General features: G+C 66.6%; 15 protein-coding genes. 7 read left to right on the forward strand and 8 right to left on the reverse strand.

Features of this window, described 5'->3' with window-relative positions:
* Nucleotides 1–56: 56 nt before the first annotated feature.
* The 5 genes from ASF34_RS18995 (at nucleotide 57) to ASF34_RS19015 (ending at nucleotide 5,916) form a co-directional block, all read left to right on the forward strand.
* Entirely contained in the window at nucleotides 57–1,253 is a 1,197-nt protein-coding gene (locus tag ASF34_RS18995; RefSeq protein ID WP_056163503.1) for an acyl-CoA dehydrogenase family protein, read from the forward strand.
* Nucleotides 1,250–2,584 carry an FAD-dependent oxidoreductase gene (locus ASF34_RS19000; protein WP_056163506.1) on the forward strand — a complete coding sequence of 445 codons (1,335 nt, stop codon included), beginning with the start codon at nucleotides 1,250–1,252 and terminating at the stop codon, nucleotides 2,582–2,584. Before ASF34_RS18995 ends, ASF34_RS19000 begins: the two co-directional genes overlap by 4 nt.
* A gap of 10 nt (nucleotides 2,585–2,594) precedes the next feature.
* The gene (locus tag ASF34_RS19005; protein WP_156465778.1) at nucleotides 2,595–3,545 is read left to right on the forward strand and encodes an MBL fold metallo-hydrolase; all 951 of its coding nucleotides are present in this window, start codon (nucleotides 2,595–2,597) and stop codon (nucleotides 3,543–3,545) included.
* Nucleotides 3,546–3,624: 79 nt separating this feature from the next.
* A complete protein-coding gene (locus ASF34_RS19010; protein WP_018043996.1) occupies nucleotides 3,625–4,392 on the forward strand; it encodes a sulfite exporter TauE/SafE family protein in 768 nt (255 codons plus the stop codon).
* A gap of 162 nt (nucleotides 4,393–4,554) precedes the next feature.
* Complete coding sequence (locus ASF34_RS19015) at nucleotides 4,555–5,916, forward strand: CmpA/NrtA family ABC transporter substrate-binding protein (protein WP_018043997.1); 1,362 nt, start codon at nucleotides 4,555–4,557, stop codon at nucleotides 5,914–5,916.
* A gap of 688 nt (nucleotides 5,917–6,604) precedes the next feature.
* On the opposite strand, the gene ASF34_RS19025 is transcribed toward ASF34_RS19015, so the two are convergent.
* From ASF34_RS19025 to ASF34_RS19035, 3 genes are all read right to left on the reverse strand, one after another.
* On the reverse strand, nucleotides 6,605–6,844 hold the full coding sequence (locus ASF34_RS19025) for an Lrp/AsnC ligand binding domain-containing protein (RefSeq protein WP_026175967.1): 240 nt from the start codon (nucleotides 6,842–6,844) through the stop codon (nucleotides 6,605–6,607).
* Between the two features lie 301 nt (nucleotides 6,845–7,145).
* Nucleotides 7,146–8,150, reverse strand: a complete 1,005-nt coding sequence (locus ASF34_RS19030) for a SphA family protein (RefSeq protein ID WP_056163509.1) — start codon at nucleotides 8,148–8,150, stop codon at nucleotides 7,146–7,148.
* A gap of 130 nt (nucleotides 8,151–8,280) precedes the next feature.
* Nucleotides 8,281–8,745: a cupin domain-containing protein gene (locus ASF34_RS19035; RefSeq protein ID WP_018044001.1), complete on the reverse strand. Its 465-nt coding sequence runs from the start codon at nucleotides 8,743–8,745 to the stop codon at nucleotides 8,281–8,283.
* 217 nt (nucleotides 8,746–8,962) lie between these two features.
* Between ASF34_RS19035 and ASF34_RS19040 the strand changes: the two genes are divergently transcribed.
* Complete coding sequence (locus ASF34_RS19040; RefSeq protein WP_056163512.1) at nucleotides 8,963–9,994, forward strand: helix-turn-helix domain-containing protein; 1,032 nt, start codon at nucleotides 8,963–8,965, stop codon at nucleotides 9,992–9,994.
* A gap of 141 nt (nucleotides 9,995–10,135) precedes the next feature.
* Here the strand turns inward: ASF34_RS19040 and ASF34_RS19045 are convergent, their stop codons facing one another.
* From ASF34_RS19045 to ASF34_RS19065, 5 genes are all read right to left on the reverse strand, one after another.
* Nucleotides 10,136–11,671 carry a flavin-containing monooxygenase gene (locus ASF34_RS19045; protein WP_056163514.1) on the reverse strand — a complete coding sequence of 512 codons (1,536 nt, stop codon included), beginning with the start codon at nucleotides 11,669–11,671 and terminating at the stop codon, nucleotides 10,136–10,138.
* A gap of 407 nt (nucleotides 11,672–12,078) precedes the next feature.
* On the reverse strand, nucleotides 12,079–12,921 hold the full coding sequence (locus ASF34_RS19050; RefSeq protein ID WP_056163518.1) for an alpha/beta hydrolase: 843 nt from the start codon (nucleotides 12,919–12,921) through the stop codon (nucleotides 12,079–12,081).
* Nucleotides 12,922–12,925: 4 nt separating this feature from the next.
* On the reverse strand, nucleotides 12,926–13,339 hold the full coding sequence (locus ASF34_RS19055; protein ID WP_056163738.1) for a RidA family protein: 414 nt from the start codon (nucleotides 13,337–13,339) through the stop codon (nucleotides 12,926–12,928).
* Nucleotides 13,340–13,344: 5 nt separating this feature from the next.
* Nucleotides 13,345–13,836, reverse strand: a complete 492-nt coding sequence (locus ASF34_RS19060; protein ID WP_082494233.1) for an acyl-CoA thioesterase — start codon at nucleotides 13,834–13,836, stop codon at nucleotides 13,345–13,347.
* Nucleotides 13,833–15,500 (reverse strand): benzoate-CoA ligase family protein, encoded by a 1,668-nt coding sequence (locus ASF34_RS19065; RefSeq protein WP_056163521.1) that lies wholly within the window; start codon nucleotides 15,498–15,500, stop codon nucleotides 13,833–13,835. Before ASF34_RS19065 ends, ASF34_RS19060 begins: the two co-directional genes overlap by 4 nt.
* A gap of 246 nt (nucleotides 15,501–15,746) precedes the next feature.
* Here ASF34_RS19065 and ASF34_RS19070 point away from each other — a divergent pair, with 246 nt between their 5' ends.
* A complete protein-coding gene (locus tag ASF34_RS19070; RefSeq protein WP_056163740.1) occupies nucleotides 15,747–18,089 on the forward strand; it encodes a bifunctional salicylyl-CoA 5-hydroxylase/oxidoreductase in 2,343 nt (780 codons plus the stop codon).
* The last annotated feature ends 64 nt before the right edge of the window (nucleotides 18,090–18,153 follow it).

Raw genomic sequence — 18,153 nt, forward strand, 5'->3', positions numbered from 1 at the left:
CGGAGGCGGGACCGGTCGGTCCCGCCCCGTCCGATCCCTCCTGAGGAGATTGCACGATGTCGAGCGCCCCCGCTCTTCGGCTGGCCGATGCCCCTATCGCGGTGGCGCCACGCGTCACGCCCGCCGCTTCCGAATGGACGGATGAGACCGTCCTCGCCGGAACGACGGCCATTGCAGACGGTCCCCTGAGCGCGGCAGCGGCCCAGATCGACCACGGGGCCTACCCGCTCGACATCATGGCCGGGCTCGGTGGCGCGGGCGCTCTCGGCGTCCACCTCGACCGGCACGGCACCCGCGTCGGCCTCTCCATCGCCGCCATGCAGGCGGCGAGCCGTGCCTGCGGTGCCACCGGCTTCCTGATGTGGTGCCAGAACGTCTGCGGCCTCTACGTGGAACAGTCGGGCAATCCCGCCCTGACGGGGGCCATTCTCGACGACCATGCCGCGGGTCGCACATTCGGCGGCACGGCCCTCTCCAACCCGATGAAGGCCTTTGCCGGTATCGAACCGATCCTGCTGCGCGCCCGGCGCGTGACGGGCGGTTACCGGGTCAACGGCATGCTGCCATGGGTCAGCCACATCGGACCGGGGCAGTATTGCGGCGCCATCGCGGGTGTCGTCGGCGCCGGCGACACGATCAGCCACGAGATCATGTTCCTGCTGCGCTGCGACCGGGCCGAGCTGCGGCCCTGTCCGCAATTCTCCGGCATGGAGGGCACCAGCACCTGGGGCTTGCGCCTGGACGAGTACTTCGTCGGCCAGGACGAGCTGATCGCCGATCCTGCCCGCCCCTTCATCGGCCGCATCCGAGCCGCCTTCATCCTGCTTCAATGCGGCATGGGCCTCGGCGTCGCGGAGGGAAGCCTCGATTCCATGATCGCGGTCGAGGAGACCCTCGGGCACGTCAACCAGTTCCTCGACGACCGCCCCGGACAAATTGCGGCCGAACTCGCCGAACTCCGCGCCCGAATCCTCACGCTCGCCGAATCCCCCTATGACGGCTCGAACGACTACCTGATCGATGTGCTCGACGCCCGCGCGCAGACCTCCGAGCTCGCGCTTCGCGCCTCGCAATCCGCCCTGCTCCACCAGGGCGCGCGCGGCTACCTGATGTCGGCCGCACCCCAACGGCGTATCCGCGAAGCGCATTTCGTCGCCATCGTCACGCCCGCCATCAAGCATCTGCGCTGGGAGATGGCCCGCCTGTCGCGGGAGATCCTTCCGGCCGAAACCCGCGAGGGAGGCCGGGCATGACCGCGCTCGCGCCGACCGACGGGCTCGGGCCCTGGAGACAGTTCCTCTGCCGGGCCTGCGGCCTGATCTACGACGAGGGCGACGGCGATCCCGATAGCGGGCTGGCTCCCGGCACCCGCTTCGAGGACATCGCGGAGGATTGGGCCTGCCCGATCTGCGGCGTCACCAAATCGGATTTCGAGCCCTATCAACGGCGGGCATCCGTCGCGCCCGCGCCCCTTCCCCTCGTCCGGCAGCGCCGGCCGGGCGTGGTGATCGTCGGGGCCGGTGTGGCGGGCTGGAGCGTCGCCGAGGCGATCCGTGCCGAGGATGCAGAGGTTCCGATCACCCTGGTGACGGCCTGCAGCGGCGACGTCTACCACAAGCCGGAACTCTCGGTCGCGCTCGGACGCGGTATGTCACCGGACACTCTGCTCCGGGAGAGCGGCGCGACCGCGGCGGCCCGCCTCGGCCTGCATCTCATGCCCGACACGGTGGCGGTGGGCCTCTCGCCGGATCGGCATCGGCTGCGGACGACCCGTGGCACCCTGGCCTACACGCAGCTCGTTCTCGCCCACGGCGCCAGGGCGGCGTTGCCGGCATGCCTCGATCCCACGCTGTGCTGGCGCGTCAACGACCTCGCGGCATGGTCCGCCCTGCATGCCGAACTCGGGCGCGGTCCTCGCACCGTGGCGGTGATCGGCGCCGGCATGGTCGGCTGCGAACTCGCCGAGGATCTCACGCGTGCCGGTCATGGCGTCACGCTCATCGGCGCCGGGACGCTTCCGCTGCCCGAACTCCTGCCCGCGATGGCCGGTCTTCGCCTGCTGGCGGGCCTCGAGCGCCTGGGCGTACGCTACCGTGCCGGCACCCTGGTGACCGGCCTGAGCCGCGGGGCGGACGGCCATGTCACGCTCGCCCTCTCGGACGGCGGGGTCCTGGACGCCGCCACCGTGGTCGCGGCGACGGGCCTCGCCACGCCCTCGCGGCTCGTCCGCGGAGCCGGCCTCGCCTTCGAGCGCGGAATCGTCGTCGATCGGTCGACGCTGCGGACGAGCCGACCCGACATCTTCGCGCTCGGCGACTGCATCAGCATCGACGGGCAGCCCTGTCGCTACATCGAGCCGGTCGCACGGCAAGCGGAGGCGATCGCGCATGCCATCGTCGGCCGGGCGCATCCGGGCTACGCGCACGCCGCACCCGTCATCCGCCTGAAGACGCGCTCCGCGCCGGTCGAACTCCACGGCATTCCGGTTCCGGGCGCCCCCTGGCACGTCGTCGAGGACACGGAACGCCGTCTCGCGATGGAGCAGCGGCACGACGGCGACATCACCGCCTGGCTCGCAGCCTGAGGAATCGACGATGACGAGCGCCGTTCCCGCAACCGATCCCGTTCTCTCGCAGGCGCACGAACAGGTGGCGGCGACCCTCTCGGGCGCCGTTCCCCGACCTGTCGTGCAAGGCTTCTTCGACGAGCCGACGAACACCGCGACCTTCGTCGTCCACGATCCTCAAAGTCGTTCCGCGGCGGTGATCGACAGTGTCCTCGACTTCGACCCGGCATCCGGGACGTTGTCCTACGAGGCGGCGAACCGGGTCGTCGCCTATGTGCGCGCGCAGGGCCTGACGGTGGAGTGGATCCTCGAGACCCACGTCCATGCCGACCACCTCTCGGCCGCCCCGTACCTTCAGGAGCAGCTCGGCGGACGGCTCGCGATCGGCCGTGGCATCGTCCAGGTCCAGGACGAGTTCGGGAAGATCTTCAACGCCGGAACCGAGTTCGCCCGCGCCGGCTCGGAGTTCGACCGCCTGTTCGATGACGGCGACCGTTTCGCGGTCGGCGGGATCGAGGCCCTCGTGCTCCACGTACCGGGTCATACATCCGCCGACCTCGCCTACGTGATCGGGGATGCGGCCTTCGTCGGCGACACCCTGTTCATGCCGGATTACGGCACGGCCCGTGCGGATTTCCCCGGCGGCGACGCCCGGCAGCTGTTCCGCTCGACCCGAAGGCTGCTGGCGCTTCCGGACATTACGCGCCTGTTCCTGTGCCACGACTACAAGGCCCCCGGCCGGGACGAGTTCATCTACGAGACGACGGTGGCCGTGCAGCGGGCCGAGAACGTCCACGTCCGCGACGGAATGGCGGAGGACGACTTCGTCGCGATGCGCACCGCGCGTGACCGCACCCTGAAGGCGCCACGGCTGATCATGCCGTCGATCCAGGTGAACATGCGCGGGGGACGCCTGCCGCAACCGGAGGCCAACGGCACGCGCTACCTCAAGATTCCGCTGACGACGGTCCGGTCATGAGCATGGCCGAAGCGCTTGGACCGTCCCCGGCGCGGGTCTTCCCGCAGCGCCCGATCCGGCCGATCGAGGGGAGCGGGTGTTGACGCTCGAACCCGTGCAATACGCTCTCGGCGCGAGTTCCGGTTCGCTGGTCGGGCTCCTCCTCGGGCTGGTCGGCGGCGGCGGCTCAATCCTCGCCCTCCCGATGCTCATCCACGTGGTGGGGTTGCGCAACACCCATGTGGCGGTGGGAACGGGCGCTTTCGCCGTCGCCGCCTGTTCTCTCGTCAACCTCGTCGGCCATCTTCGGGTCGCGCGGGTCCCGTGGAGAGCGGCGGGATTGTTCGGGGCGGCCGGCATCCTCGCCGCATTGCTGGGCGCGGATCTGAGCAAGCAGTTCGACGGGCACCGCCTGCAGTTCTTGTTCGCGCTGGTGATGCTCGCGGCGGCGGGCCTGATGTTGAAGCGGCGGTTCGCACCGGCCGCCGCGCCGTTGGAGGTCACTCGGGAGAGCGTGCCCAAACTCGTCGGCTACGGAAGCGCCACGGGCCTGCTGTCGGGCTTCTTCGGCATAGGCGGCGGCTTCCTCATCGTCCCCGGACTCGTCGCCGCCACCGGGATGCCGCTGGTGAGTGCCGTCGGCTGTTCCCTCGTGGTCATCACGGCCTTCGGGGTGACGACCGGGCTGAGCTACGCGCTGTCCCACCTCGTGGATTGGGCCCTCGTCCTGGCTTTCGTGGCCGGGGGAGCGGGAGGCGGCCTCATCGGCCTTCGTCTTCGTTCCGTCTGTATCGCCCGCAAGGGCGCGCTGGACACGGTGCTGGCCGCCATCATCGGAGGCGCGGGGCTGGTGATGCTGATGCGGTAGATCCGAGCGCAACGTGGGTGTTCGCCACCGGCCGACACCGCGAATGAAGACGATCCGGCCTGAGATCCGAACGAGTACTGGCCTTCGGCCGCTCTCCCAAAACAGACCTGCCGGCTCAGTTCTTGCTGCCATTTTTCTAAACGATCATCACCGGAGTCCGCGATGGCCCTGTTCGATAAGTCTTCCGGTTCACGACCCCGCCTGAGCCGCCGTGGCTGCAACTGCGGGGTGCATGTGAGCCAGGCCGAGCACGAGGCGGCGCTCCCGACGGGCGACGCCGCTGTCCAGCGGGTCGTCGAGGCGTCGATGATGCGTGCCGTGTTCCCCCGGGAAGCCGAGCGCCGCGCCTTCCTCCGAAGCGTCGGCGCCGCCACCGCCGCGGCGGCGATCAGCCAGCTCCTGCCGACGCGGTTCGTGGCCGAAGCCTTCGCGAATGCCGGCAAGCCGGAGAAGACCGACCTCAAGGTGGGTTTCATCCCGATCACCTGCGCCACGCCGATCATCATGGCGAAACCCATGGGCTTCTATGAGAAGCAGGGCTTGAACGTCGATGTGGTCAAGACCGCAGGCTGGGCGGTGATCCGCGACAAGACCCTGAACAAGGAATACGACGCCGCCCACATGCTGGCGCCGATGCCCATCGCGATCAGCCTGGGGCTTGGCTCGGCCGCGGTGCCCTTCGCGGTGCCGGCCATCGAGAACGTCAACGGCCAGGCGATCTGCCTGGCGATGAAGCACAGGGACAACCGCGACCCGAAGAACTGGAAAGGCATGAAGTTCGCCATTCCGTTCGACTACTCGAACCACAATTACCTGCTGCGCTACTATCTGGCCGAGCACGGCATCGATCCCGACGCGGATGTGCAGCTGCGTTCGGTGCCGCCGCCCGACATGGTCGCCAACCTGCGGGCCGACAATATCGACGGGTTCCTGGCCCCCGACAACGTGGTCCAGCGCGCGGTCTATGACGGCGTCGGCTTCATCCATATCCTGTCGAAGGAGATCTGGGACGGGCATCCCTGCTGCGCCTTTTCGATCGCGCAGGACACGATCCAGCAGATGCCGAACACGACGGCGGCGTTGCTGCGGGCCATCATGGAAGCGACGGCGCACGCGTCCAAGCCCGAGAACCGCAAGGACATCGCTGCCGCCATCGCTCCGGCGAATTACCTGAACCAGCCTCAGACCGTCATCGAGCAGGTCCTCACCGGTACCTATGCGGATGGGCTCGGCGGCGTGAAGAAGGATCCGAAGCGCGTCGCCTTCGATCCCTTCCCGTACGAGAGCTTCGCGGTCTGGACGCTGACCCAGATGCAGCGCTGGGGTCAGATCAAGGGCGACGTCAACTACGCGGCCATCGCGAAGCAGGTCTACCTAGCCACCGACGCCATGCGCCTGATGCGGGAGGCGGGCCTCACGCCTCCGGAGGGCACTACGAAGACCTTCGTGGTCATGGGTAAGACCTTCGATCCGGCCAAGCCGAAGGAGTACATCGACTCCTTTAAGATCAAGCGGGCGGGCTGAGCCATTCTCGCCTACAACTTAGCGCAAGTCATAAGTCAGCCCAAGTTTGAAACTGAGACTATAATCTTATGAGGTGAGGGTCGCTGCGGCCTGTTTGCAGCTGAACGGATGCCCTCGATGAGCCTGCCGTTGCGATCACTACCGCCGCCCGAGCCCAATCGGCTGCATCCTCCCCCTCACACTCAACGCAAGGCGGCCCCCGGGCCGCCTTTATCGACGCTGGAGCCCATTCATGACGATGGCCACCGTAATCAGCATAGCCACCGCCCTACCGCCAGGCTTGATCCCATTCGGCCGCGACCAACGCCACCGCCCCCACGCTTCGCGGTTTGCCGCTAGGGACAAGGCCGAGGCCGAGCGCGTCGCCGGGCTGATGGGCATGCATGTGCTCTAGATCAGCGATGATACCCACCACAGCCTTGCCGCCGGCCCGCCGCAGGAGCGGTTGTTCAGGAGTGGGAAGGGCTTTGTCGGTAATTCTTCGCCGAGAGGGCCGCCACGGCTCAGGGCGTGTTCGTGCCGCTCGCCTTCGCCCCGGCGAGGCCTCTCGATCACCCGACCACCCAAGTGACCATATCTCAGCCTTCCTGCGAAATCTCCCGCAACTCTCAGTAGGGCACGGACAGGAGGCAGATGCCGAGCTTCCATTGGGAGATGCTTGCCTTGCGAACCTAGGCAAGCAAGAGCCTTAAATAAAAGCCTTGAATCCAATGATCGTCTCAGAATCTCTTACGCCCGGCAGTCTGCCGAGGAAGTCGTTGACGAACAACCCAATGTCGACTTCATTATCAACATGAAATTTTGCCATGATGTCGAATTTTCCGGCGGTCGAGTAAATTTCCGATGCTATGTTGAGAGACAATAGATTTTCAGAAATCTCGTATGTCTTTCCGATCTCGCATTTTATTTGAACAAAAAAAGTTTTCATATTTCCCTCAATCGAATCGGTTGCAGGCGAGCGAATCAAGCCTTTCTCGCGAAAGCTCCTCTACGCTGGCCTAAGCGGAGCAGGAATGGGCAATTTGCGTCAATTGGTCGAGCGCGTCTGAGACGTTCGGCAAAAGCGTTGACGTTCCCATGAAGATCCCCCCGCCTTAGCGTTGAGCTTCGTCGTCTAGGCACCGAGGTCGTGGGCCATGCCGACCCCGCGCGAGGACGCCGCCTTCGACGTACCGGCGACGGCCCCACGTTTGCTAAGAGCGCCGATCTCCTGACATGACGAGACACGGCTAATTGAAGTGTCCGACCCAGCGCATGACATAACGCTGGCCTTCCGGGCGGTTCTCCGCGCCAAACTCTTGATAAGCGTTGAAGAAGAAGAAATTTTCCTTCTTCAGCGCCCACAATGCTCCCGGACCAAGGGCGAAGACGCGTTCGCGTCGGCCGGGAACGGCGACGCCGTTCGCGAGCGTGTCAGTGATCTGCTGCAGCCAATAACCGTTGACGCCGAGCTTCAACTCCTTCGTCACGCTGACTTCGCTGGCGAAGTTCGCATGCAGTGCCTGTCCAGCCTGGGTCGAGAGGACGGCCGGGCCGAACCCGACATTCGGGCGGTCGTTGCTGGCGTTCCAAAGGTAGTGGAGACGAACCGAGACGGTCCAGTCCGGCGTCAGGAACAGGGTGCCGGCAACGTTGGGATTGAACGAGAAGAAGTTCGATCCGGGATTGACCGCCGCAGCCGCGTCGTAACGGCCGGTGGGCAGGATCATCTGCGCCTCAATGCGACCGAAGAACAACGGCCCTTTTTCCCCCATGATCGGATCGAACTGGATGAACGGTCCGATCAGAAGGTCGCCGATACCCTGCTGAGCCTTTAGGGCCGCGCCGCCCAGGCCGTCATCCGCACTCGAGGAGATGATCGCCGGGATGATGATGTCGAAGCCGAGGGCGCCGGAGCCGATCTTGACGGGCGAGATGTAGAGGAGCTGCGTCAGGCTCGCGAACACGCTGATGTCCTGACGCGGAAGGCCAAGGCTGCGGCCGCGATTGTCGGTCAGGCGCCCGGCCGAATAGACTTGCAGGTACTGGGTCGGGTACCAGCCGGGCCCCGCTGGCGGCGCGCCGTCGAGGAAGCTCGAGAAGCCGAGGTTCAGGCTCGGCAGGTCGTAGGCCGTCGCTGGTCCCGAGAGGCCGGCGAGCGTCGCCAGGGCGAGTGCCGCGTGCCGCACGAGGCGTGCCCGGCCGGCGGCGCTTTTCTTCGTGCGTGTCCGAATCCGTTTCGGCCGCTCGACCATTTGGTTCGTCATGATTGTCCCGTCAGTTCCGGATGCGTCGCGAGTCATTCGGCGGTCGGGCTCGGCGCCCAAACGCGGTGTCGTTGATGTGTGGGATCCGATTGTTCGGTCTTGCTGCACCGATTCGGGTTCAGGCGCCCGGAACGGAGCCCGGCGGCAAAAAATCCACCTCGCAGATGGCGGAGCGGCGCACGACCTCCTCCGGATCGGTCAGGTCGTGCAGGAGGCCGAACAACTCCTTCAGCTTCCGGCCAGGGCTGACCCAGAAAATCGCGCGGTTGGGGGTGTCGGTTCGGTTGTAATACGCATGCGGCTTACCCTTGGGCATGCAGACGAGGTCGCCGGACTTGGCCTGCAGCCATTGTCCATCCAAGTAGAGATCGAACGTTCCCTCCAGGACGTAAAGGAACTCGTCCTGCGTCGGGTGGATATGCGGAGGAACGAACGTTCCCGGCGGATCGTAGGTCTCGAATGAGAACGCGCTGTCGCAATTAGCCTTGAACCAATAGGTGTGCCCCAGGATATTCCACACTGTTCCATCGACGCCCTCGCCGGATCTCGTGATGCCCGCCGGTAGCGGTCCGATATCGCTCATGATATACTCACTATGATGAATAATTCAGCAGACTTATTGTAAAACCCGAACGTTCGAATCAATTAATACTGATATTTGGATCCAGACTGGGCTATCCAATTAGCGTCGACCTTATCCAGATCGCGCAGGAAAGCGTGAATTTCGGTTTGGCGCACCTTGTGCTGGTTTTGCTGCAACAGGCACCGTCCGCAGACAGGCCTGAGCGAAAGACGAGGCCATGGACGAAGACCCATCACACGCGCCACCGAAGCGGCCGTACGACGCCCGTCCCCTGGCGCAATACGCCCGCGTCGAAACCCGGGATGCCGACGAAGCGCGCGAGCGGATCGGGCGCCTCTTCTGTCCGCACAGTCTCGTTCCGGTAGGCGCCGCAGCCCTGTTCGACGCGCGGCACCACACCGTGGCGTTCGGTGGGCTGACCATCAATTACGTCGCCTACGGCGCCGGGGTGGAGATCGATCCCGGTTGTCTGGACCGGTTCTTCCTGGTGCAGATCCCCCTCGCCGGATCGGCGGTGGTTCGGAACGGACGCTACACCACCATCGCCAACACCGAGCGGGCGACCCTGCTCTCGCCGGTGATGCCGACCCAGATGGTATGGGAGGCCGGGTGCGAGAAACTGATCATCCTCGTCCCGCGCGAGCTTCTGGAGGAGCACGTGGTCCGGGTTCTCGACCGGATTCCGAAGCTCTTCGGCTTCGATCCGGGCATTGACCTTGGGCTCCCGCGCGGTTCGGCGATCCTGTCGCAAGCCAAGCTGCTGCTGCATCTCGCCGAGAGCCGGGTGCAGGGGGGCGTTGCCGGCACCGACGTGTTCGAGCGCGAACTGGCCTCAGGCTTCGTCACGCTGCTCGTCGGGCACATGCTCGAACATGCCGAACAGGGAGGCGTCCTCCTGCGACCGCAGCGTGCATCCGTGGCGCCCGTCCATGTTCGCAGGGCCGAAGACTATATTCGCGCCCATCTCGACGCCGCACTGACCCTGCCGCAGATCTCCGATAAGGCCGGCAGCAGTATTCGCTCACTGCAGGAGGGGTTCCGGCAATTCCGGGACAGTACGATCTCGGATTTCATCATGGCGCAGCGCCTGGACCGCTGGCGGACCCTGATCCTCACCTCCGGCCCGGAGGTCAAGGTCGGCGATCTTGCGCTCTCCGTCGGCCTCAATCATCTCGGACGCGCCGCCGCCGCCTACCGGGCCCGCTTCGGCGAAGTCCCGTCCCGGACCCTGCGCAAACGGCATCGCTGATCCCGGCCGATCCGCGGGCGGAGCGCCCTGGGGCTTGTGTCGAAACACGAACCGGTGGGCGTTCTTCGACACCGGCGCGCTCCCCACCGACGCGGAGAGCGGTCGGCGGGGAGCGCTGGACTTCGCTCTTGCGAGTCCGGTTCAGGCGGCGTGCGACGCCTCGACGACCGTGAGGTTGGCCGGTTCGGCGGCGGGCGTCGCCTGATAGGCCGGAGCCTGCGCGAGCAGCTTCGCGTAGACGGGGGGCCGCAAGGGCGCGAACGCGGCGGTGATCGGGTTCGCCTCCCGAGTGCGGACGCCGATATCGGCGAGCAGCCCGGAGAAGTGGTGATTGTGGTAGGGGGCGATGCACAGGCCACCATAGGTCCTGGCGGAGAGACGTTCGGTGCGGCGCCACGCAAGCGACCGCGCGATCCCCGTCTCCATCTGCGCGCGACTTGGCTGCCGCGCGAGTCGTCCATCCATGAATCGCACGAGCCAGTTGGCTCCGAGTTCGGCCGAGAGGTTCGTCGCGAAGCTGGAGTTGAAGCCGACGAAACCGAGATCCGCCAGATCCGGGTTCACGATCATCCGGTAGAGCTTGTACTGTCCGTCCTCGGCCACGAGCTTGGCACGGTCGGAGTCGTTCAGGATCGGAATCTCCTGGCGCCAGCCGGTGGCCATGACCACGAGGTCGGCCGGCAGGCGCTGCCCCCCGGTGAGCACGGCGTTCGCCCCGTCATAGGCGGTGATGGTGCCCTGGATCGCCGTGATCTTGCCGTCCGTGACGAGCTTATAAAAGCCCGGCGTCTCGACCGCGAGGTTGCAATGGATGTCGTCCTCGATCCGCGTCCCGGGCAGGAGGCCGTTCTTGCCGAGCTTGAACTGAACCTTCAGGAGCGCCTCCAGGGCGCGCCAGTTCGCCCAGATCAGCGGGGTGGCGAGCTTCTGGACGAAGCGTCGTACGGGGCCGGCATTGAAGGGTAGGAACATCGACTCCGCGGCGCGGCAATAGAGGATGTTCTTGAAATTCACCAGGCCGCCGAAGAAATACGGGATCTTCCAGGCCGGCTCCAAGAAGACGAGCGTCACCGCCTCGGCGCCGTGCTTCACCGCGCTCACGGCCACGTCGGTCGCCGATTTCGAGAACCCGAGTACGATGACTCGCTTGCCCCGCACCGATTCGGCGTCCGTGTGCTCGCTCGAATGCAAGATCGTCCCTCCCGCTGCCCGGAACGCGTCGGCGCCGGGATGGACCGGCGTGTTCTTCTGGCTGAACTGCCCGGTGCAGAGGGCGACGAAGTCGTAACGCTCTGTCCGCACCACGCCGTCGGCGCCCGTCGTCGCCACGTCCCATCCGCGATCCGTCCGCTTCGTCAGGGCGGTCACCGATTGGCCGAAGCGGATCAGGGAGAGGAGGCCGAAGCGTTCGGCATAGGCGCGCAGGTAGGCGAAGACCTGGCCGCCGGACGGCCATTCGGGATAATCGGCCGGCATCGACATCTGGCTGAAGGCGTAGATCCCCTTGGGGGTCTGGGTCTTTACGTCCGGATAGGAGCGTGACGGCTCCCACACGCCCCCCAGTTCGGGGCCGCGTTCCAGCACCGTCACGCGGTGGCCGCGCTCTTGGAACGCCTTGGCGGCGGCGAGCCCGCTGATGCCCGAGCCGATGACGCAGACGGTGCGTTGCGTGACCATGGTTTGAACCTTCCTCCACGGACGTCCCAGACGGGGCGTGCTTTCATGGAGAAAATCTCACGTCAGACTGTGCGCCGAGCTATCCTGAACACGTCCCACCTATCCAGATCGCGCAGCAATATCTTGCAAGCGCCAATATTTGTCCGTTCGAGGAAGCAATCTGTCCGGGGCAAGGTATTCCCAAAGAATAAACCGCTGGGCCTGCACAATGAACGGGCGGTTTGCCGACGTCCTGAGCATTGGCCGCCTCAGGTTCGACTGACCCATCAGCCTACCCGAATACGAAAAACCCTGCCTTCGTCGGGCGGGGTTTCTGGTTTCATGGATTTCGAACGATGTTGGGTGCGCTGCGCCGCAAAGAGCATCCGAACGTGCAGCGCCGACGCGGCGATCGGCCGGCGGTCGTGTCAGCACTGTGCCGACACGGCCCGGGCGAGCGGACCGGCCGGCTCGCGCAGGCTCAAGGCGATGTCGAAGTGATGGTAGCCGGGCATCTCGATCTGGTGTCCGGCATGGCCGGCCTCGGTCCAGGCGTGAGCGAAATCCCCGGTCTGTGCCTTGAAGGCGTCGCTTTCCAAGCCGCCGACCGAGGCCAGCAGATGCGCCTGTGACCGCTGGGGGATCCGGTGCAAAGGGCTGTTGCGACGGGCGGACACCGTGTCGAGCTTCATCCACGCGTTGATGTGGGTGTCGATGAGGGGCTCGAGGTCCATCAGGCCCGAGAGAAGCAGGGCGGACGCGATCGTATACTCCGGAACGCCGAAGGCGTGGTGCCAGCCATCCGCCAGCAGCATGCCGCCGAGATGACCGCCGGCCGAGGAGCCTCCCACATGAATGCGGCGGCCCGTGATGTCGTAGGTGGCGGCGTTGGCGTGGAGCCAGGCCAGCGCCGCGCGGGTCTGGCGCACGATCTCGTCGAGGTCGACAGCGGGGGCGAGCGAATAATTCATCACCGCCACCGAGACACCGTTCGGCACGAGGCCAAGGGCCGGAAAAGCGTTGTCGTCCTTCGACAAAGCGCGCCAATAGCCGCCGTGAATCCAGAGGAAGAGCGGGCTTCCCGGACCCGCCGGGTAGAGATCGAGGGTCTCGCCCGAGGCCGGATCGTAGACGAGGCCCGCCACTCGCTCCAACCGATCGACGACCTCGGCGCTCGCCGCAACGTAGCGCGCGTACTCTACCTCGAAGCTCGGAACGCTCAGTCGTGCATTGTATTCGCGATCCAGCCTGTCGCGTTCGGCCGGCGTCATCGGCTTACTCCGGAATCACGGCGGTGGCCTCGATCTCGACCAGGGCCGGCGGCTCGACGAGGCGTACGACCTGTACCAGGGCCATGGCGGGGAAATGCTGGCCGAACACGTCACGGTAGATGCCGCCAAGGTCGCGCCGGGCTTCGAGATAGGCGTCCATGTCCGTGACGTACCACGTCAGCCGCACGAGGTGGTGCGGCTCGGCGCCCGCTTCCGCCAGGATCGCCCGGATGTTTCGGAGGGCCTGATCGACCTGGGCGACGAGCCCATCGGGGAAGCGCTCGGTCTCGTCCCAGCCCACGATGCCGCCGGTGACGACGAGCCGGCCGGAGGCGGCCATGCCGTTGGCGTATCCGCGCGGCGCGGGCCAACTGGTGGGCTGCAGGAAGGCGGCGCTCCGGCGCGGGGTCTCGATCATGGTGCTCACGGGCTGTCTCCGGATGCGTGGTTCTGTGGCTGGGCGTCGCGGTAGCGCTCGGCCGCCACGCGCAGATCGGTGGGAAGGGGGATCGCGCGGCGCTCCGCGAGAGCGGTGGTGACGATGACGAGGCGGGCGGCGAGCACGGGCTCTACGTCGCGAAACGCCGTCAGGGCGAGCTCCAGCGAGGCGCCGCCGATCCGTGCGACGCGGAGAAAAACATCCAGGCGGTCGTTCCAGAAACCAGGCCTAAGAAAATCCGCCGCGGCGTGTCCGTAGCCGAGGCCGATGCCCCGCTCCTCGTGGAAGCCCCGGTAATCCAGGCCGAGCCCGTCCGTGAACCAGTCTTCCACCACACCGTTCAGCAGGTCGAACCAGCGCGGGAAGTACACGATGCCGGCCGGGTCGCAATGCGAGAAGCGCACGCGCACGGGCACGCTGAAGAGCCCTTCCTGATGCGCCAGAACCGGCGCCGGCGCGCGGCCCGCCGCGCTCATGCCGGCACCGCGACCGACGCCCCCGCGGCGGCCTGCTCGGCGGCGAGCCGACGCAGCTCGAAACGTTGGATCTTGCCGGAGGCCGTCTTGGGCAGGCTAGCAACGTAGTCGATGGCGCGTGGATACTTGTAGGGCGCGATCTCGGCCTTGACGAAATCTTGGAGCGTCTTTGCGTGCACCGTCGCGCCGGGGGCGAGGACCACGTAGGCCTTGACGATGGTCCCGCGCTCGGGATCGGGCGCACCGACGACGCCGCATTCGAGCACATCCGGATGGCGCAGGAGGGCGGCCTCCACTTCCGGCCCGGAAATGTTGTAGCCGGAGGCGACGATCATGTCGTCGCAGCGGGCCTGATACCAGAAGTAACCGTCCTCATCCATGAGGTAGCTGTCGCCCGGATAGTTCCAGCCGTCGACGACATAGGTGGTCTGGCGCGGATCGGCGAGGTAGCGGCAGCCGGTCGGACCGCGCACGGCGAGACGCCCGATCGTCCCCGGTGCCACCTCGTGACCCTGCTCGTCGACCACACGGGCCTCGTAGCCCGGCACCGGCCGTCCTGTGGCGCCGGGGCGCACCTCTTCCTCCGGAGAAGCGAGATAGATGTGCAGCATTTCGGTGCCGCCGATGCCGTCGAGGAGCGTCAGGCCGGTCGCGGACTTCCAGGCGTCGAAGGTTGCCCGGTTGAGGGATTCCCCCGCCGAAATGCAGCGGCGCAGGGATGAGAGATCGTAGGCCGTGCGCTTGGCCAGCATTGCCCGATACGCGGTCGGCGCAGTGAAGCAGATCGTGGCCCGTTCACGTCCGATCGCCAGGGCCAGATCCTCGGGAGCGGCCTTCTCCAGAACGACGGCAGAGGCGCCGACACGCATCGGGAACAGGATGATGGCGAGGCCGAAGGTGAAGGCGAAGGGCGCTGAACCGATGAAGCGATCGTCCGGCCCGGCCCGGACCACGTGCCGGGCGTAGGTGTCACAGATCGCGAGCATGTCGCGGTGGAAGTGCATCGCTCCCTTCGGTTCCCCCGTGGTCCCGGACGTGAAGGCGATGAGGCAGACCTCGTCCGCCGCGGTGTCGACGGCGGTGAAGGACGGACTCTCGGCGCTCATCAGTGCCTCGAGGGAGTTGGACCCGCCGCCCCAGTAGACCACCCGTTCCAGGCCCGGCGCGTGGGCGCGCGCACCCTCCATGTCATCCGCGAGGCGACGATCGCACAGAGCGATGGCGATCCGCGCCTTGTTCAGCGGATAGGCGATCTCCCGCGCCCGCAGCAGCGGCATGGTGGCGACGACGATGCCCCCCGCCTTCAGCACGGCGAGGTAGGTCGCCACCATCATCGGCGTGTTGCCCGAGCGCAGGAGTACGCGGTTGCCGGGCTGGAGGCCGAGCCGGTTCACCAGCACGTTGGCGATGCGGTTCACGCGCTCGAAGAGCTGGCGATAGGTGAGCGATTCATGCTCGCCGATCAGGCAGAGGGCATGGCCACGCCCCTCGACGATCCAACGGTCCAGGAACTGCGTCACGCAGTTCAGGCGGCGCGAGTAACGCAGGTCCGGCAGCGCGACGAGCAGGTCGGGCCAGGTGTCGCGCGGCGGAAGATGGTCGCGGGGGAAGGTATCGAGGATAGGGGCGGCAATTCCCCTTGCGAGTTCGGACGGCGCATCCACGGTGAGGCCCTCGCGTTCGGGATCGGGCCGGACGGACCGCGTTGTCCGCCGGAATGCTTGAGACTTAAAGCATATTGCGCCTTGGTGCAAGGTGCTTTAAGCCTCAAGCATGTTGCGGGCCAACGGCGATTGGGCCGGGCGATCCGGGAGGATGCGATGGGTGCGGTCACCAAGGTCAATGCCGTCGGTCCGGAAGCCCGGCCGGGCGAATCGCCCGCGAACGGGAGCCCGAGCCGGGCCACGGCCCTGCGCATCGCCGTCGTCGGCGCGGGTCCGGCAGGCCTCTACCTGTCCATCCTGGTCCGGAAGCGGTTCCCGGCCGCGCGGATCACCGTCTACGAGCGTAATCGGCCCGACGACACCTTCGGATTCGGGGTGGTGTTCTCGGACGCCACCCTCGACATTTTCGAGCGCTACGACCCCGAAAGCTACGCCCGGATTACGCAGGAATTCGCCTACTGGGACGACATCGCCATCCACGTGAAGGGCGAGGTCCACCGGATTGGCGGCAACGGCTTCTGCGGCTGCGCGCGATCGACCCTGCTGAGTATCCTGCAGGAGCGCGCCCTCGCCCTCGGCGTCGAGATGGTCTTTCAGGCGGAGGCCGACGCGGAGGCGTTCGACGATCACGACCTCGTCGTCGTAGCCGACGGCATCAACAGCGCCTACCGGCAGCGCCACGCCGAGCATTTCGGCACCACGGTGGACCTGCGGCCGAACCGCTTTGTCTGGATGGGTTCGACCAAGCCGCTGGACGCCTTCACGTTCCTGTTCCGCGAGACGGAGTGGGGACCGTTCATCGCCCATGCCTATCAGTATGAGCGCGGGCGCTCGACCTGGGTGTTCGAGACCGACCCCGAGACTTTCGCTCGCGCCGGGCTCGGGGGACTCGACGAGGCCGGCTCGGCCGCCTTCATGAAGCGCGTCTTCGCCGATTTCCTGGGTGAGCATCCGCTGCTCACCAACCGCTCGATCTGGCGGCAATTCCCGATGATCCGCAACGCACGCTGGGTGCGCGGCAACCGGGTCCTGCTCGGCGATGCCAAGGCCACGGCGCATTTCTCCATAGGCTCCGGCACCAAGCTCGCCATGGAGGACGCCATCGCGCTCTACGAGGCCCTGGTGGCCGAGCCGGAGGTTTCCGCGGCCCTCGGCCGCTTCGAGAGCGGGCGGCGCGAGGCGGTCGAGAAGATCCAGCACGCGGCCGACGTCTCCCTCGTCTGGTTCGAGCACGTGGCGCGCTACCTGAATTTCGAGCCGGTGCAGTTCGCCTTCGGGGCGATGACGCGGGCGAAGGCGATCACCTACGACAACCTGCGCCTGCGCGCGCCCGACTTCGTCGCCAAGATGGATCGCACCTTCGCCGAAGGCGTGCGGCGGGCGGGCTTCGACGTCTCCCTCGACAGGCCCGCCGCGCCGATGTTCCAGCCCCTCCGCTTACGCGAGATGGTGATCCCCAACCGGGTCGCGATGTCGCCCATGTGCCTGTACTCGGCGAAGGACGGCGTTCCGAACGACTTCCACCTCGTCCATTACGGCGCGCGGGCCATCGGTGGCCCGGGCCTGATGTTCACCGAGATGACCTGCGTCTCGCGCGAGGCTCGCATCACGCCGGGCTGCGCCGGGCTCTACACGGACGAACAGGAAGCGGCCTGGACCCGCATCGTCGGATTCGTCCACGCGAACGCGGCGACGAAATTCTGTCTCCAGCTCGGCCATGCCGGGCGAAAAGGTGCGACCAGGCTCATGTGGGAGGGCATCGACCGCCCCCTCGACACGGGCGGCTGGGAGGTGATGTCGGCCTCGAGCCTTCCCTATTTCCCGGACGGCACCGTGCCACGGGAGATGGACCGCGCCGACATGGAGGCGGTGACCGCCGATTTCGTCGCCGCCACGCACCGCGCCGAGCGGGCGGGCTTCGATATGCTGGAACTGCACTGCGCCCACGGCTACCTGCTGGCGAGCTTCCTCTCGCCGCTCACGAACCACCGTACGGACGCCTATGGCGGCAGCCTCGAGAACCGGCTGCGCTTTCCCCTTGCGGTGTTCGCGGCGATGCGGGCGGCGTGGCCCCTCCACAAGCCCATGTCTGTCCGCCTCTCGGCGACCGACTGGGCCGAGGGCGGCCTGACACCCGAGGACTCGGTGGCGATCGCGAACGCCTTCCGCGATGCCGGCGTCGACCTTGTCGACGTCTCCACCGGCCAAACCGTCACCGCCTCGCGCCCCCTCTACGGGCGGATGTTCCAGACACCCTTCGCGGAGCGGATCCGCAACGAGGCCGGCACGGCGACCATGTGCGTGGGCAACATCACGACGCCGGACCAGATCAACACCATCCTGGCGGCCAGCCGGGCGGACATCGTCGCCCTCGGGCGTCCGCATCTCGCCGATCCGGGCTTCACCCTGCGGGCGGCGGCCTGGTACGGCGCGGAGGAGATCCACTGCCCACCCCAATATGCCCCCGGCAAGGATCAGGTCTTTCGCAATTCCGTGCGTGACCGCGCGGACCTGGAGGATCTCAAGCTGCGCGGGCGTCCCAGGACCCGAGCCGAGTTGCGGGCACGGCCCTCGGCCGAGACATCGTGAGCGGGGGCGCGTCCGCCCGTATTTGCGTTGCGCGAGGAAATCGGGCTGATGCCCTCGGGGGCGG

Source organism: Methylobacterium sp. Leaf106 (genome assembly GCF_001422895.1).
Taxonomy (GTDB): Bacteria; Pseudomonadota; Alphaproteobacteria; order Rhizobiales; family Beijerinckiaceae; genus Methylobacterium; species Methylobacterium bullatum.